The organism is Bombella mellum (assembly GCF_014048465.1).
GTDB lineage: Bacteria > Pseudomonadota > Alphaproteobacteria > Acetobacterales > Acetobacteraceae > Bombella > Bombella mellum.
Map to the genome: position 1 here is coordinate 247,434 of NZ_PDLY01000002.1, position 14,872 is coordinate 262,305.

General features: G+C 61.2%; 12 protein-coding genes and 1 riboswitch. Of the genes, 1 reads left to right on the forward strand and 11 read right to left on the reverse strand.

Annotated features, from left to right (window positions below; all coding sequences use genetic code 11):
• Positions 1-16 precede the first annotated feature (16 nt).
• From CPA56_RS04205 to CPA56_RS04240, 8 genes are all read right to left on the reverse strand, one after another.
• Complete coding sequence (locus tag CPA56_RS04205; RefSeq protein WP_086441810.1) at positions 17-373, reverse strand: HesB/IscA family protein; 357 nt, start codon at positions 371-373, stop codon at positions 17-19.
• A 45-nt stretch (positions 374-418) separates the two neighbouring features.
• On the reverse strand, positions 419-865 hold the full coding sequence (locus CPA56_RS04210; protein ID WP_182040787.1) for an SUF system Fe-S cluster assembly protein: 447 nt from the start codon (positions 863-865) through the stop codon (positions 419-421).
• Between the two features lie 7 nt (positions 866-872).
• On the reverse strand, positions 873-2,084 hold the full coding sequence (locus CPA56_RS04215; protein WP_182040788.1) for an aminotransferase class V-fold PLP-dependent enzyme: 1,212 nt from the start codon (positions 2,082-2,084) through the stop codon (positions 873-875).
• Positions 2,077-3,276, reverse strand: coding sequence for a Fe-S cluster assembly protein SufD (gene sufD, locus CPA56_RS04220; protein ID WP_182040789.1), 1,200 nt, complete (start codon positions 3,274-3,276; stop codon positions 2,077-2,079). Before sufD ends, CPA56_RS04215 begins: the two co-directional genes overlap by 8 nt.
• The gene (gene sufC, locus CPA56_RS04225) at positions 3,273-4,043 is read right to left on the reverse strand and encodes a Fe-S cluster assembly ATPase SufC (RefSeq protein ID WP_043559896.1); all 771 of its coding nucleotides are present in this window, start codon (positions 4,041-4,043) and stop codon (positions 3,273-3,275) included. The genes sufD and sufC overlap by 4 nt, the downstream gene beginning before the upstream one ends.
• A 3-nt stretch (positions 4,044-4,046) precedes the next feature.
• Complete coding sequence (gene sufB / locus CPA56_RS04230) at positions 4,047-5,528, reverse strand: Fe-S cluster assembly protein SufB (RefSeq protein ID WP_182040790.1); 1,482 nt, start codon at positions 5,526-5,528, stop codon at positions 4,047-4,049.
• Positions 5,503-5,997, reverse strand: coding sequence for an SUF system Fe-S cluster assembly regulator (locus tag CPA56_RS04235; protein WP_182040791.1), 495 nt, complete (start codon positions 5,995-5,997; stop codon positions 5,503-5,505). Before CPA56_RS04235 ends, sufB begins: the two co-directional genes overlap by 26 nt.
• Before the next feature lie 136 nt (positions 5,998-6,133).
• Positions 6,134-7,390 carry a DUF445 domain-containing protein gene (locus tag CPA56_RS04240; protein WP_182040792.1) on the reverse strand — a complete coding sequence of 419 codons (1,257 nt, stop codon included), beginning with the start codon at positions 7,388-7,390 and terminating at the stop codon, positions 6,134-6,136.
• A 223-nt stretch (positions 7,391-7,613) separates the two neighbouring features.
• Here CPA56_RS04240 and CPA56_RS04245 point away from each other — a divergent pair, with 223 nt between their 5' ends.
• On the forward strand, positions 7,614-10,406 hold the full coding sequence (locus CPA56_RS04245; protein WP_182040793.1) for a phosphoenolpyruvate carboxylase: 2,793 nt from the start codon (positions 7,614-7,616) through the stop codon (positions 10,404-10,406).
• Between the two features lie 213 nt (positions 10,407-10,619).
• Here the strand turns inward: CPA56_RS04245 and CPA56_RS04250 are convergent, their stop codons facing one another.
• The 3 genes from CPA56_RS04250 to rpmB all read right to left on the reverse strand — a co-directional run bounded on the left by CPA56_RS04250 (position 10,620) and on the right by rpmB (position 14,752).
• Positions 10,620-11,951 carry a voltage-gated chloride channel family protein gene (locus tag CPA56_RS04250; RefSeq protein ID WP_182040794.1) on the reverse strand — a complete coding sequence of 444 codons (1,332 nt, stop codon included), beginning with the start codon at positions 11,949-11,951 and terminating at the stop codon, positions 10,620-10,622.
• A 43-nt stretch (positions 11,952-11,994) separates the two neighbouring features.
• A riboswitch (Fluoride riboswitch) is annotated at positions 11,995-12,079 on the reverse strand.
• A 105-nt stretch (positions 12,080-12,184) separates the two neighbouring features.
• Positions 12,185-14,296 (reverse strand): elongation factor G, encoded by a 2,112-nt coding sequence (gene fusA, locus CPA56_RS04255; protein ID WP_182040795.1) that lies wholly within the window; start codon positions 14,294-14,296, stop codon positions 12,185-12,187.
• A gap of 150 nt (positions 14,297-14,446) precedes the next feature.
• Positions 14,447-14,752, reverse strand: a complete 306-nt coding sequence (gene rpmB, locus CPA56_RS04260) for a 50S ribosomal protein L28 (RefSeq protein WP_043559888.1) — start codon at positions 14,750-14,752, stop codon at positions 14,447-14,449.
• Positions 14,753-14,872 lie beyond the last annotated feature (120 nt).

Genomic DNA, 14,872 nt, shown 5'->3' on the forward strand with positions numbered 1-14,872 from the left:
ACGCCTGCTTCCACCATCAGACGTGAAAACTCTCCCCGCAGCCACAGCGGCCCTTCTCATTGGGGTTGGTGAAGGTGAAGCCTGATTCCAGCTCCTTCACCTCATAATCCATGACCGTGCCGATCAGGAAAAGCGTCGCCTTGCTGTCCACCAGCAGGGTCAGCCCGTGATCCTCGATCCGCTCATCCCCTTTCTGGATTTCCGGTACGAAATTCATCTCGTAAGACATGCCGGAACAGCCACGCTTGCCCACGCTGATGCGCAGGAACTTTCCCTTCTCGGCCCCCTCATACAGGGTCTTCAGGCGGGCGGCGGCCCGGTCTGTCATGGTCATCAGGGGTGGCAGGCTGCGTTTGGGGGCAGTATCTGTCATGAGGGTACCCTCCCGATCTTCAGTTTCCAGCGTGTTCATTCAGGCTCAGAACATGTTCAGGGCAAGACGGGCATTGTCGCTCATCCGGCTCATGTCCCACGGTGGATCCCAGACCACCTTGACGGTCACTTCCCGCACGGTCGGAACGGACAGCACGGCATAACGCACCATCTGGGGCAGCTCCTGCGCACTTGGGCAATTCGGGGCCGTGAGGGACATCTCAATATCCACACGCCCGTCATCATGCAGGTCGATGGCGTAAATCAGCCCCAGCTCATAGACGTTGACCGGAATCTCCGGGTCAAAGACGGTCTCGATGGCGGCGATGACCTCATCCTGCTGTGGCGGCGCATCCACAGGGGGAGGAACAAGCTCCTCCTGCCCCTCATAGGCCTGCTCCCGTGTCGGAACAGACGGCCCGGCGGGAACGCCCTCTTCCACAGCGGAAGAAACCGCCTCATCTCTGCTCTTCAGCTCGTCTGTTTCTGTCATGACATCCTCACGCAAGTAAGGCACGCGCACGCTCAATGCCGTGGGCCAGAGCGTCTATCTCGTCACGTGTCGTATAAATGGCAAAACTGGCTCTGGCAGTTGCCTGCACGCCCAGCTCCTGCATCAGCGGCTCAGCACAATGCTGCCCGGCCCGGATGGCGATACCCTGCTGATCCAGCAGCACGGCGAGATCATGCGGATGCGCCCCCTCCACCTGAAGCGAGAAGACACCACCCCGCTCCACCGGGTTCCCCATGATGCTCACACCATCCGTCTTTTCAAGCACCTGCCGGGCATAGGCGACCAGATCACGCTCATGGGCTTCGATCGCCTCCGCCCCCAGCTCCTCCACGAAACGGATGGCGGCTCCCAGGCCCAGCACCTCCAGAATGGCGGGCGTGCCAGCCTCGAATTTATGCGGCGCATCGGCCCAGCTTGCCTTCTCGAACGAAACGGAGCGGATCATGTCCCCCCCGCCCAGAAAAGGCGGCATTTCCTCCAGCAGGGGCAACCTGCCCCAGAGGATGCCGACACCTGTAGGCCCGTAAAGCTTGTGACCGGTAAAGACGAAGAAATCCACCCCCAGAGCCTGCACGTCCACCCTGCGGTGGACGATGGACTGGGAGCCATCCACGATGACTTTCGCCCCGTGCCTGTGGGCCAGCTCCGCCAGCTTTTTCACGGGCGTGATGGTCCCCAGCACGTTGGACATGTGCGTAACGGAAACCAGCACAACACGGCCATCACCCAGCAGCTCCTCATAGGCGGCAAGGTCGATGTCACCATCCGCATTGATGGGGGCCACACGCAGCTCGATGCCCAGCCTGTCCCGCAGCATGAGCCACGGCACGATGTTGGCATGGTGCTCCAGAGCGGAGATCAGCACGGCCTGCCCGGGCCTAAGCTGGCTGCCCAGCGAATGGGCCAGCAGATTGAGGCCCTCCGTGCTGTTCTTGGTAAACACGATCTCCCGCCGGTCCGCCGCATTGAGGAACCGGGCCACATCATCACGCACGGCTTCATAAGCCTGCGTGGTCCGCTCGCTCATGTCATACAGACCACGATGGATATTGGCGTAACAGTGCCGTGCCGCTTCGCTCATCGCCTCGATGACACAGTCCGGCTTCTGGGCAGAGGCTGCGCTGTCCAGAAAGACCAGCGGACGGCCATGAGCCGTTTCGGACAGAATGGGGAAGCGGGCACGCACGTTATCAGACATGGCCGGGCAACGCTTTCAGCAGATAGTCCCGCAGGCTTTCATGCTCCACCAGTTCCACCGTTTCCAGAAGGAAGGCCTGAACCAGCATGTCACGGGCCTGCTCCTCCTGGACCCCACGGGAGCGGAGATAGAAAAGCTGGTCCTCATCCAGCGCACCGACGGTCGCACCATGGCTGCACTTGACGTCATCAGCGTAAATCTCAAGCTCCGGCTTGCTGTTCATCTGTGCCTTTTCGGACAGGAGCAGGGCCTGGTTCATCTGGTAGCCATCAGTCTTCTGGGCAATCCGGTCCACCAGAATCTTCCCCTGGAAGACACCCTGTCCGTTTTCCGACAGCACGCTCCGCACCGTCTGGCGAGACGTGCAGTCCGGTGACGCATGATGGATCATGGAAGACAGGTCATTCAGCCGGGCACCATCGACAAGCTGGATCGCATTGACGTTCGTGTTGCTGAACGGGCCAGACAGCTGGGTGACGACTTCCTGACGGGCCAGCACGCCCCCCTGATTGAGCGTGAAGCTGTCATAATTGCCACGCTCACCCACACGGGCACCAACAATGGCCAGACGGGCAGCCTCATGGCTTTCAGCCTGCTGCGTGATGTGGCTGAGATGTGCTTTATCCGCACAATGGACATCCACCTGTGGATTGGTCAGATACTGCCCCGTGCCAAGCTGGACATCCAGCAGGGTCAGCTGCGCCCCCTCATCCAGCGTGACACTGTGATGAAGATGGGTGGACACGCCATCCCCTTCCGTCAGACTGACCATGACGATCAGCCCGGCATCCGTCCCGGCCGGAACATGAAGCCGTGCCCCCGGCTGACGGAGGGCCGCATTCAGGCCAGCGGAGAAACGCCCCGCCAACAATGGCTGCACGGCAGAACCGTCACCATATTCCTGCACGTCCATGCAGTCCGGAAGATGGGACAGCTCCTTGCAGAACCGGCCATTGGCAAAGACCAGAAGACCATCATGCTCTGGCAGGTTCAGGCCTTCCACACGCCGCTTCACGGTGGCGGCATCAAGAGCCGGAGCCTCCTGCCAGGCAATTCCGTTCAGGGACTGGAGTGGCGTGTAATGCCATGCCTCCACCCGACGTGTTGGCAGCCCTCCCGCTCCCAGCAGGGCTGCACGCTCTCCGGCACGCCCCGTCAGGGCCTGCCAGGCTGCTGCACTGTTCTCACTCACGCTGCCGCCTCAAGAAACTGTTTGTAGCCCTGTTTTTCCAGCAGTGTTGCCACTTCCGGGCCGCCACTGTGGATGATGCGCCCGTGCGCCATGACATGCACACGGTCCGGCACGATATATTCCAGCAGACGCTGATGATGGGTGATCACCAGTGATGAGAAGTCCGGCCCTCGCAGGGAGTTCACGCCCTCCGCCACGATGCGCAGCGCATCAATGTCCAGCCCGCTGTCCGTCTCGTCCAGAATGGCCAGAGAAGGCTTGAGCAGGCGCATCTGGAGCACCTCGTTGCGCTTCTTCTCACCACCGGAGAAGCCGACATTCACGGCCCGCTTGAGCATCTCGCCGGACATGGAAAGGCGGCTGGTTTCCTCCCGTGCCAGCTTGAGGAAGGACACGGCATCCAGCTCCTCCTCACCACGGGCCTTGCGCACGGCGTTCACGGCCGTCCGCAGGAAGTTGGCGTTGTTGACACCGGGCAGTTCCACCGGGGACTGGAAGGCCAGAAACACACCCAGTGCCGCACGTTCTTCCGGCTCCAGCTCCAGCAGGTCCTGCCCCTTGAAATGGGCGGAACCACCTGTCACCTCGTAATCCTCACGCCCCGCCAGAACATAGGAGAGCGTGGACTTGCCAGAGCCGTTCGGCCCCATGATGGCATGAACCTCTCCCTTGGGGATCGTAAGGTCCAGACCCTTCAGAATTTCCTTGGGGGTGCCGTCAGCATCGATCTGGGCCTTCAGCCCCTCAATCTTCAGAAAATCACTCATAGCTTAACCAACGCTCCCTTCCAGGCTGATCTGAAGCAGCTTCTGTGCTTCCACAGCAAATTCCATCGGAAGTTCCTTGAGGACTTCCCGGCAGAAACCGTTCACGATCAGGCCAACGGCTTCTTCTTCTGAAAAACCACGGGACCGGCAGTAGAAAAGCTGGTCCTCGGAAATCTTGGATGTCGTCGCCTCATGCTCGATGCGCACACTCATGTTGCGGCTCTCGATGTAAGGCACCGTATGGGCACCGCACTGGTCACCGATCAGCAGGCTGTCACACTGCGTGAAGTTGCGTCCATTGCGGGCCTTGGGCTGCATCCGGACAAGCCCACGATAGGTGCTGTCCGACTGCCCGGCGGATATGGTCTTCGCCACGATGGTGGAGCGTGTGTCCGGGGCGAGATGGATCATCTTCGTACCCGTGTCGGCCTGCTGATGTCCGTTCGTCACCGCAACGGAATAGAACTCACCGACAGAACCCTTCCCCGCCAGAATGCAGGACGGATACTTCCACGTGATGGCAGAACCGGTTTCGACCTGTGTCCATGAGATACGGGCACGATCACCTTTGCAGATGCCCCTCTTGGTCACGAAGTTGTAGATGCCACCCTTGCCGTTCTCATCCCCCGGATACCAGTTCTGCACCGTGGAATATTTGATGAAGGCATCCTCCATCGCCACCAGCTCGACCACGGCAGCGTGAAGCTGGTTCTCATCACGCTGCGGGGCCGTGCAGCCTTCCAGATAGGAAACGGTGGCCTGGTCCTCGGCGATGATCAGCGTCCGCTCGAACTGCCCCGTATTGCGGGCATTGATGCGGAAATAGGTGGACAGCTCCATCGGGCAACGCACCCCCTTGGGCACGTACACGAAGGAACCATCGGTAAAGACGGCCGAGTTCAGGGCCGAGAAGAAATTGTCCGCCACTGGCACGACCGTGCCCAGGTATTTCTTCACCAGCTCGGGATGCTCGATGATGGCTTCGGAAATCGGGCAGAAAATCACCCCGGCCTCGGCCAGAGTCTTGCGGAAGGTCGTGGCCACGGACACGCTGTCAAACACCGCATCAACAGCAACGGGTGTCTTCTGCCCTGCCCCTTCCACGCCGACCAGCATTTCCTGCTCATGCAGGGGAATGCCGAGCTTCTCATATGTCCTGAGCAGTTCGGGATCGACCTCATCAAGGCTCTTCGGGCCTGATTTCTTCTTCGGCTGGGCGAAATAATGGGCGTCCTGATAGTCGATCGGCGGATGCCTGATCTTCGCCCAGTCCGGTTCGCTCATGTCCTGCCAGGCACGGAAGGCCTTCAGCCGCCAGTCCAGCATCCACTGCGGCTCTTTCTTGCGGGCGGAAATCAGCCGGACGATGTCCTCGTTCAGCCCCTTCGGGGCGAGGTCCATCTCCACATTGGTCTCGAAGCCCCATTCGTAATTGGACCTGGCCAGTTTCTCAACGGCTTCACGGGTTTCCGACACAGCCGGCATGACATCCTCCCTGTTCCTCGGGCCTACGCATTGTCGCTTCCGCCGATGTGGCAGAGGACGGATCAAATTTCAGATCGGGGTTGGCCATATCCGCCAGGGTGATGGTCTCGAGGGCCTGACGGACCGCTCCATTGACCATGTCCCACTGCCCGGACAGGCCGCAGGTCTCCCCGTGCGCACATTCCTTGCCATCACAGCAGGCCGTCACGCATATCGGGCCATCCACGACGGTGATGACCCGTGCCACGGAAATGTCCTTCAGCTCCTCGGCCAGACGGTAACCGCCCCGTGCCCCACGGAAAGACACGACCAGCCCGCCAGCCGCCAACCCCTTCAGCAGCTTCGCCACCGTCGGCTCGGGCACGCCGGTCTCCTGCGCCAGAGAAGCCGCCGTGGCCAGATCGCCACGCATACCCAGACGCACAAGAACAACAGTCGCATAGTCAGCCAGTTTGGACAGTCTCAGCACAATGAAAAAACCTACAGCCTGTATCTAATGATTCTTAATTTAAGACCCTACCGGTCCCCATTCAAGGAAGTGACCCATATTTTTCTGAGGGTCAAGCTTTATGTAATACCTGTCCAATGCACTGCTGCGGCCTTCATCATGGAACCAGCATGATGAGCAGGGCCTCCAGCACGGCCCCTACCACAAAACCGACCACAGTGCCATTGACACGGATGAAGGCCAGGTCCTTCCCGATGCCTGCCTCAAGGCGGGCGGACAGGCTCTCCGCATCCCAGCGGCCCACGACACGGGCGATCATGCCCGCCACGGTCTGCTGCATCTGTGGCAGGGCCTGCCTGACGGCCTGTCGGACGGCCTGGTCCATCTGCCCGGCCAGCTCCGTACGCTGTGCAAACATGTCCACGAGCTGCTGGTAGGCCGTCCTCAGGGCCTGCATGCTGAACCCGTCATCCCGCAGGCTGTCTTCCTCCACCATCAGGCACAGACGCCGCCACAGGCCGCCACTCCATTCTTTCACGCTGTCGTGAGAGAAAAAGGCCGCAATGCCGTCCATCAGCTCATGTGCGCTCTGCGGGTCCTCTTCCAGCTCCTGAAGTTTCCTCCGTACCCAGCGGGTGAAGCCGTGCCTGATGTCGGAATCCATCGGGTCCACCCGGCCCAGCTCCGCCTTCAGGGCCGTCAGGACCTGCGTGGCCACCGAGGCCCCGATGGCCCAGCCGATCAGCCGCCCTCCCTGTTCCCGCACCCGCCGTTCCACGAAGTGATGCAGGTCCGCCTCCTTCGTGCTGACCAGTTCCTTGAACTGGGCAAGAAAAAACGAAAAGACTTCCTGATGCACGTCACCATCCACCATGGCTTTCAGCCCCCGGATGACGAGGGCCGTGATGTCCTCCCGCTTCATCAGGGTTGGAAAGAGGGTGACCAGAAAGGAGCTGCCCCGACCGTCGCCCACCCGCTCCAGTGCGGCCGGAGCCAGACCACGCAGATGCCGCAGAAGCTGCTCTTCCGTCTCCGGTTTCTGGAGCAGACGGGCCAGGGCTCCCGGCAGGTCGGCCCGCTCCAGCAGGCGTAATATTTCCTCTTCCGTCAGGAAATGCTCGACCATGAAACGCCCGAGAGCCTGCCCCAGCTGATCCTTCCGCCGTGGCAGGATCGCCGTATGCGGAATGGGCAGCCCCAACGGATGCCGGAACAGGGCCGTGACCGCAAACCAGTCGGCCAGCCCCCCTACCACACCGGCCTGGCTGCCCGCCCGCACCATCTCCAGCCAGAAGGAAGACCCGAAGAGCTTCTGCCACAGGCTGAGCCGACTGATGACCGCAAGCAGGGAGGCTCCCACCAGCAGCAGGGCCGCCCAGAGAGACACCCTGTTTTTACGTGCCGGAATGGACATGATGGCAGACAGGCTCCTAAAGGCCCCTCGCACGGGGCTGACTGGATGTTCCTGTCATCAGGAAGAATGCCAGCAGAAGGCAGGCAAATACGGACAGGAATCGCTTTTCAACAACACTTGGCGCATTACCATAATTAAGCCTATACAGGAACGACCGTGCCGGTACATTGAGCCATGCTCGTTCCGGCTGACATGAGATCAAGACCAAGCGAGACTGTTCCCCATGCCAGATTGCGCCTCCCAGACTGACGCATCGCCTGCCGAACTGATTGAATCCTGTGCCACGACGCTGAAACGCTCACCGCATGAGTTCTCCAGCCTGATCATTTCCATTGCGGAAAAAACAGGTTTTGGGAATGGCCTGGAAACGGTCGGACGGGCCATACGTCTGTTGCGGGACCGCAACTTCGTGACCCGTGCCGACGCCCTGCGCCGCTATGTCGGGCTGGAGGAGAATGGCACGGACTGCCCGCCGGAACCCCGCCTGCGCAAGGTGGCCGAGCAGCTGGTGGCCCAGGCCCGGACACCGGAAGACCTCGCCACCACCGGCTTTGCGGCCGTCTTCACCGCCCACCCGACCTTCGCCCTGGCCAATGAGATCTACGACCTGCTGGCCCGCCGGGCGGAAGACCCGTCCTGCCCGGTACCCGCCCTGCCGACACACCGCCGTCAGGCTCCCCCCACGCTGGATGAGGAACAGGCCCTTGCCCTGGCTGCCATCACCCGGGGGCGGGATGCGCTGGACAAGCTCTCTGCCGAGATCTTCCGGGCGGCACGCCGCCGCTGGCCGGAGGCGACGGAGCTGACCCCCGCTCCCGTCAGGCTGGCCAGCTGGGTCGGGTTCGACACGGACGGCCGCAACGACATTGGCTGGTGGGACACCATCCGCATCCGTCTGGGCCTCAAGATCGCCCAGCTGGAACGCCTGATCGAGGGGCTGGAAAAGATCGGCCTGAAGGATTCAGCCCTTGGCAGGCGGACCGCCTCCGCCCTGAAGGCCACGCAGGAACAGCGTGACGCCTGCCCCCGGTCCGTGCCCGGACAGGCCATGAAACCGGAGGACATCGCCCGCTTCTCCCATGTCCTCATCGACCTGCGGGAAAGAGCCCTCCTCAATGCCGGTGAGCTTCTTCCCCTGTTCCGGGAAGAGGCGGCACGGCTGGATGAGGCGATAGCCCACCAGCTGAATGTCATCCGCACGGGCTTTCTCAACCACGGGCTGGGCCTGTCCCACATCCATACCCGTCTCAATGCGGCGCAGATCTACAACGTGGCCCGCACACGCCTCGGCCTGACGGACGATCCGACCCTGCCTTTTCACCGGCGGGCCCTGCTGTCTCACATCGACGCTGCCATGGATGACCTGAAGCCACTGGCCATCGACTTCGGTGCCCTGCTGGTGGAACCCAGTGCGGCATCACGCCTGATGATGACCATGGCGCAGATCCTCAAGCATGTTGATTCCGGTTCCCCCATCCGGTTCCTGATTGCCGAAACGGAAAGCGGCTACACCCTGCTGGCCACGCTGTGGCTGGCCCGTCTCTTCGGCATCCGGGACGACCAGATCGAGATTTCCCCGCTCTTCGAGACGGAAACGGCACTGGAAAACGGTGCGGAAATTCTGGAGGAAGCGTTCCGCTCCCCGCACTGGCGGGCCTATCTCCGGGCCAACGGGCGTCTGTCCCTCCAGTTCGGCTATTCGGATTCCGGGCGTTATGTCGGCCAGCTGGCGGCCGGCCCCATGGTCGAACGCCTGCGCCTGCGGACGCTGGAGCTGATGAAGGAACACGGGCTGGAAGACATCGCCCTGACCATGTTCGACACTCACGGCGAAAGCATCGGGCGTGGTGCCCATCCTTTCAGCCTGAAGGAACGTCTGGAATATTTCTCTCCCGTCAATGCACGCCATGCCCTGCACAGGGCTGGCATCACGAGCCGGGTCGAGACCGCCTTCCAGGGCGGGGACGGCTATCTCCCCTTCGGGACGGACAGGCTCGCCTCCTCCACCATTGCGACGCTGGCTGAATTCGTAGCCGCGCAGGGCGAACCCATTGCGGCAGAAAAGCTGAACGACCCGCTCTTCAGCAAGCCTGACTTCGCCATGGACTTCTTCTCCACCATCGCCCTGAAGATGGGGGATCTGGTGAACGACCCGGGCTATACCGCCCTCCTCAGTGCCTTCGGCCCTGCGCTGGTGGACAAGACCGGCTCCCGCCCCTCCGCACGGCAGTCCGACACGGCCCGGGTGACACGCATCACCCATCCCAGCCAGATACGGGCCATCCCCAACAATGCCATCCTCCAGCAGCTGGGCTGGTGGGCCAATGTCCTGCATGGCCTTGGCAGCGCAGCCCGCCGCCATACGGAGCAGTTCGAACAGCTGCGCCACAGTTCGCCCCGCTTCTGCCAGCTGATGGACTTTGCCTCCCAGGCCCTGGAACATTCCGACCTTGACGTGCTCCGGGCCACCATCCACCAGCTGGACCCCGGCACATGGCTGAACCGGGCTGCGGACTGTGACAATGCGGATGACCGTGTCCACTTCCTCAGCATCGCCCGTGATCTGGAAGAGCTGGAATTCTGGAAGAGCGTTCCGGCCCTGTTCCGGCGCATCCAGAGGGAGGACATTGCCCTGCGTTCTGCATGGCCCGAGGCTCCCCGCATGGATGTGAATGAAAAGCTCTTGCATGTCATCCGCTTTGCCCTGATGGACCGCATCTGGACACTGGGAACACACATTCCCTATTTCGGCCCCCGTGGCGGACTGACACGGGAAGCCATCACGACGCTCATCCTCTGTCTGGACGTGCCACGAGCACTGCGCCTGCTGGATGATCTCTTCCCCATCACCGCCCCCAGCATTGCCGATCTCGACTTCGGCGAACCGGGCGGGGCTGGCGTCGCCCAAGGGTTTGCCCGTGAACACCGGGAAATCTTCCAGCCTCTGCGGGATGCCTTCGACCTGCTCCGAGAAGTCGGCGTGGCCATCATGCACGCAAACCACTGCTTCGGCTGACATCCACCCGTCAGACGGACCGTGACCACGAAGAAAGGGCCTCCTCCCCGACGGGAAGAGGCCCTTTCTGCATGGCAGGATCAGGAGTCCAGAGTTCCCGATCTCCCACCAAGGGCCTCAGTCACCCTGAAACTGGCCTGAAAAGCTCCTGGCCCGTCCATGATGGTCTGCCAAGAAACAGATAATCCTGTCTTTAGTCCATTCCGGAGATGCTCAGTCTTCCGTCCACAGGCCTTCCCGTGTACGGCGCAGGGGGACACCCGGCACGAAACCGGACCGCCATATCTTGGGCACACCTACCTTCTGGGAGAGATAGATGCCGGTGTGACCGGAACAGAGATAGGCGATGAAACAGCCTGTGGCGTAATAGACGATGTTCGTCCCGCCAAACAGCTCCACCCCCATGACCGTGCAGGCCAGAGGCGTGTTCACGGCTCCTCCGAAGACAGCCACCATCCCCACACCAGCCAGCAGGTCACCCGGAACACCAAGCACAGGCGCAAGGGCGTTCCCCAGTCCGGCACCCACGAAGAACAGGGGGGTGACCTCCCCTCCCTTGTAGCCCGTGGCGAGAGCCAGAACCGTGAAGAGCAGCTTCAGCAGCCAGCTCCAGTCATAATGGGTCGTGCTGAAAAAATTGACGATGGAAGCACCACCAGCTTCCGGGGCCACGACACCCAGCCCCAGATAATCCCGTGTTCCCAGCAGCCAGACCAGCAGAATGGTCACCACGCCACCAATGGCCGGCTGCAACCAGGGTGTGGGGCAGATTTTCCTGATGACCGGCCCAAGCCTGTAGACACCTTCCGCAAAGGCCCTGCTGGCAAAACCGAAAGCCACGGCAGCAATGGCCACCTTCACCCACAGCACGGCATCAACGTGGAAAGGCACCTGCCCCGGGGCCGCCAATCCCCTGAACGTGACAGGATAGACCGCATGATGGATACCCCACTGGTGGCACGTCCAGTCTGCGACGATGGAGGTGACCGCCACGGGCAGCAGGGCCGAATAATCAAGCGCACCGAGGGTCAGCACCTCCAGCCCGAAGACAGCCCCCGTGATGGGCGTGCCATACACGGCACCAAGGCCGGAGGCCACACCGGCCGTCAGCAGGATGCTCGTGCTGCGGTCGTCCAGCCGGAACCATCTGGCCACACTGCTGGCGAGACTGCCGCCCATCTGCACGGCCGTTCCCTCACGCCCGACCGAGGCTCCGAAAAGATGGCTGACCACCGTACCAATGAAAACGAGCGGAGCCATCCGCAGCGGCACTCCCTCGGAAGGCCTGTGAATCTCATCAATGATGAGGTTGTTGCCGCCACCGGCACGGCCACCCCACCAGTAATAGGACAGGGCCACGGCCACACCGGCGAAAGGCAGACCGTACAGGATGGCAGGATGGACAAACCGGTACTGCGTCACCCATTCCAGCATCCAGAGGAACAGGGCACAGGAACTCCCGACAACGACGGCCAGAGGCAGCAGCAGACAGAGCCAGCGGAGAAGGTTCAGCAGAAACAAGGCAAATTCTTTTGGCAACGACATGACAGACTCCCTTACCATCCTTTCACATACACCATGAAAGGTCTCATTGGCAGGAATCATCAGCCTTTCCCGACGCCGGGTGGCGGTTCGGCCTCATGGCCCGGTGGCAATCCATCACCGTGGCACCGATGAAACAGCATCATGTGGCAGTCTGTCAAGCTGGCCCCAAAAGAAAACCCTCCGCCAGCGGACCGGCGGAGGGCTTCCCTGAAGAACAGTCACCGGATGGCGTATCAGGCACGCTCTGCGATGATCTCATCCTGCACGTTACGAGGCACCGGCTCGTAGTGATGGAACTGCATGGTGAAGGACGCACGGCCCTTCGTGGCAGAACGCAGGTGAGAGATGTAACCGAACATTTCCTTCAGCGGCACCTGGGAGCGGATCAGCACCGTGGAACCAGAAGTCTCCTGATTCTGGATGATACCACGACGACGGTTGAGGTCGCCCACCACGTCACCGACGTGATCGTTCGGCGTGGTGATCTCCACATCCATGATCGGCTCCAGAATGACCGGACCGGCCTTCTTCATGCCTTCACGGAAGCAGGCCTTGGCAGCGATCTCGAAGGCCAGAGCGGAAGAGTCGACGTCGTGGTACTTACCGTCTTCCAGAGTGAACTTGAAGCCCACCGTGTCGAAGCCAGCCAGCACGCCCGTCGTGGACTGCATACGCACGCCCTTTTCGACAGCCGGGATATATTCCTTCGGCACGGCACCACCGACGATCTTGTTCTCGAACAGGATCTCCTCGGCACCCTTCTCCGTCAGCGGCTCGAAGGTGATCTTCACCTCAGCGAACTGACCGGAACCACCGGACTGCTTCTTGTGGGTGTAGGTCTCGGTGTGGGACTGGGTGATCGTCTCACGGTAAGCAACCTGCGGGGCACCAATGTTTGCATCAACGCCATATTCACGACGCAGACGGTCCACGATGATGTCCAGATGCAGCTCACCCATGCCGGACAGGATGGTCTGACCCGTTTCCTGATCCGTACGCAGGTGCAGGGACGGATCCTCGGCCGTCAGCTTCTGGAGGGCCAGCGTCATCTTCTCGACGGCATCCTTGGTCTTCGGCTCGACGGAAATGTCGATCACCGGAACCGGGAACTGCATGCGCTCCAGAACAACCGGATCAGCAGCATCGGCCAGCGTGTCACCCGTCACGGTGTCTTTCAGACCAACGAAGGCGGCAATGTCACCAGCACCGACAGACTTCACTTCCTGACGCTTGTCAGCGTGCATCTGGAACATGCGGCCAACGCGTTCCTTCGTGCCCTTGGTGGTGTTCAGCACGGTGTCACCCGTGTTCAGCACGCCACGATAGACACGGACGAAGGTCAGCGTACCGTACTTGTCGGAAATGATCTTGAAGGCCAGACCAGCGAACTTGCCTTCCGGGTCCACCGGGATGATCGGCAGGAAGCTCTCGTCAACTTCCTTGTCTTCCGGCGGAGCAATACGGATGCCCTCAACCTCATCCGGAGCCGGGAGGTAGTCGATCACGGCATCCAGCAGCGGCTGCACGCCCTTGTTCTTGAAGGCCGTACCGCACAGCACAGGGCGGAACTCACCAGCAATGGTGCCCTTCTTGATGCAACGCTTCAGGGTGGCGACGTCCACCTCACCCTTGTCGAAATATTCCTCCATGGCGGCGGTATCGACACTCAGGGCCGTATCCAGAAGGTTCTGGCGGGCCTCCTCGGCACGCTCCTTCAGCTCGGCAGGGATTTCCTCGTAGTGGAACTTGGCACCCAGCTCACCACCTTCCCAGACGATGGCACGCATTTCCACCAGATCCACGACACCGACCATGTTCTCTTCAGAGCCGATCGGCAGCTGGAGCGGGATGGCGACGATGTCCAGCTTCTCCTTCAGGGTGCTGAAGGCGTAGTCGAAGTCGGCACCGGTACGGTCCAGCTTGTTGATGAAGATGATGCGGGGCACGTTGTAGCGGTCAGCCAGACGCCAGTTGGTCTCGGACTGCGGCTGCACGCCGGCCACACCTTCGATCACGAAGATGGCACCATCGAGCACACGGAGAGAACGGTTCACCTCGATGTTGAAGTCGATGTGGCCGGGCGTGTCGATGATGTTGATGCGATGACCTTCCCACTCACAGGTCACGGCAGCGGAGGTGATGGTGATGCCACGCTCACGCTCCTGCTCCATGTAGTCGGTCGTGGTGTTCCCGTCATGCACTTCACCGATACGGTGGGACATACCGGTGTAATAGAGCATACGCTCCGTTGTCGTCGTCTTACCGGCGTCAATGTGAGCGGTAATACCGATGTTGCGAATCTTTGAGAGAGCGGACTTCGCGCCCTGTACGCTGTCGTCGGTCACGGGAAACCTCCAAAATGCAAGGAAAGGTGCCCACGGCCTGTACCGGGGCACCCTCATCAGACCCTGTATGAATACCAGAAAACAACCACCCCGGCAGAGTCACCCCGGTGCAGCCACCCGTCCTCTCCGGGACGGGTCCAGCCCCTAAAATCAGGCGGCTGACTGGGCAGCCTTGCGCTCCTGGACACGCAGGATGCGACGCTTGATGACCAGAGCTTCCGGTGTCAGTTTCCGGTTCGGTGTGCCCAGCAGGAAGGAATCAAGCCCGCCATTGTGCTCGACCGTACGGATACCCTTGGCGGAAAGGCGCATGCGCACCGGGGCCTCAAGAATATCGGACAGGAGCGTGGCTTCCTGAAGGTTCGGCAGGAAACGGCGACGGGACTTGTTGTTGGCGTGGCTGACGTTATTGCCCGTCAGTACCCCTTTGCCCGTGACATGGCAACGGCGAGACATAGAACTTCCTCGATACTGTGATACGCAGGACCGCACGTGCAGCCCAGCATGTTCCGTAAATAAGGCGGGCTTATGACTTACTGACGCTGATACGTCAAGTCTTTCCTGCCTTTCATACCG

What these genes read in the sequence shown, in the direction of transcription:
- sufB (WP_182040790.1), bottom strand. Translation starts at nt 5,528, where the DNA reads ATGCCGGCTGTGTCGGAAACCCGTGAAGCCGTTGAGAAACTGGCCAGG.
- rpmB (WP_043559888.1), bottom strand. Translation starts at nt 14,752, where the DNA reads ATGTCTCGCCGTTGCCATGTCACGGGCAAAGGGGTACTGACGGGCAAT.
- CPA56_RS04205 (WP_086441810.1), bottom strand. Translation starts at nt 373, where the DNA reads ATGACAGATACTGCCCCCAAACGCAGCCTGCCACCCCTGATGACCATG.
- CPA56_RS04210 (WP_182040787.1), bottom strand. Translation starts at nt 865, where the DNA reads ATGACAGAAACAGACGAGCTGAAGAGCAGAGATGAGGCGGTTTCTTCC.
- CPA56_RS04215 (WP_182040788.1), bottom strand. Translation starts at nt 2,084, where the DNA reads ATGTCTGATAACGTGCGTGCCCGCTTCCCCATTCTGTCCGAAACGGCT.
- sufC (WP_043559896.1), bottom strand. Translation starts at nt 4,043, where the DNA reads ATGAGTGATTTTCTGAAGATTGAGGGGCTGAAGGCCCAGATCGATGCT.
- CPA56_RS04245 (WP_182040793.1), top strand. Translation starts at nt 7,614, where the DNA reads ATGCCAGATTGCGCCTCCCAGACTGACGCATCGCCTGCCGAACTGATT.
- CPA56_RS04250 (WP_182040794.1), bottom strand. Translation starts at nt 11,951, where the DNA reads ATGTCGTTGCCAAAAGAATTTGCCTTGTTTCTGCTGAACCTTCTCCGC.
- CPA56_RS04240 (WP_182040792.1), bottom strand. Translation starts at nt 7,390, where the DNA reads ATGTCCATTCCGGCACGTAAAAACAGGGTGTCTCTCTGGGCGGCCCTG.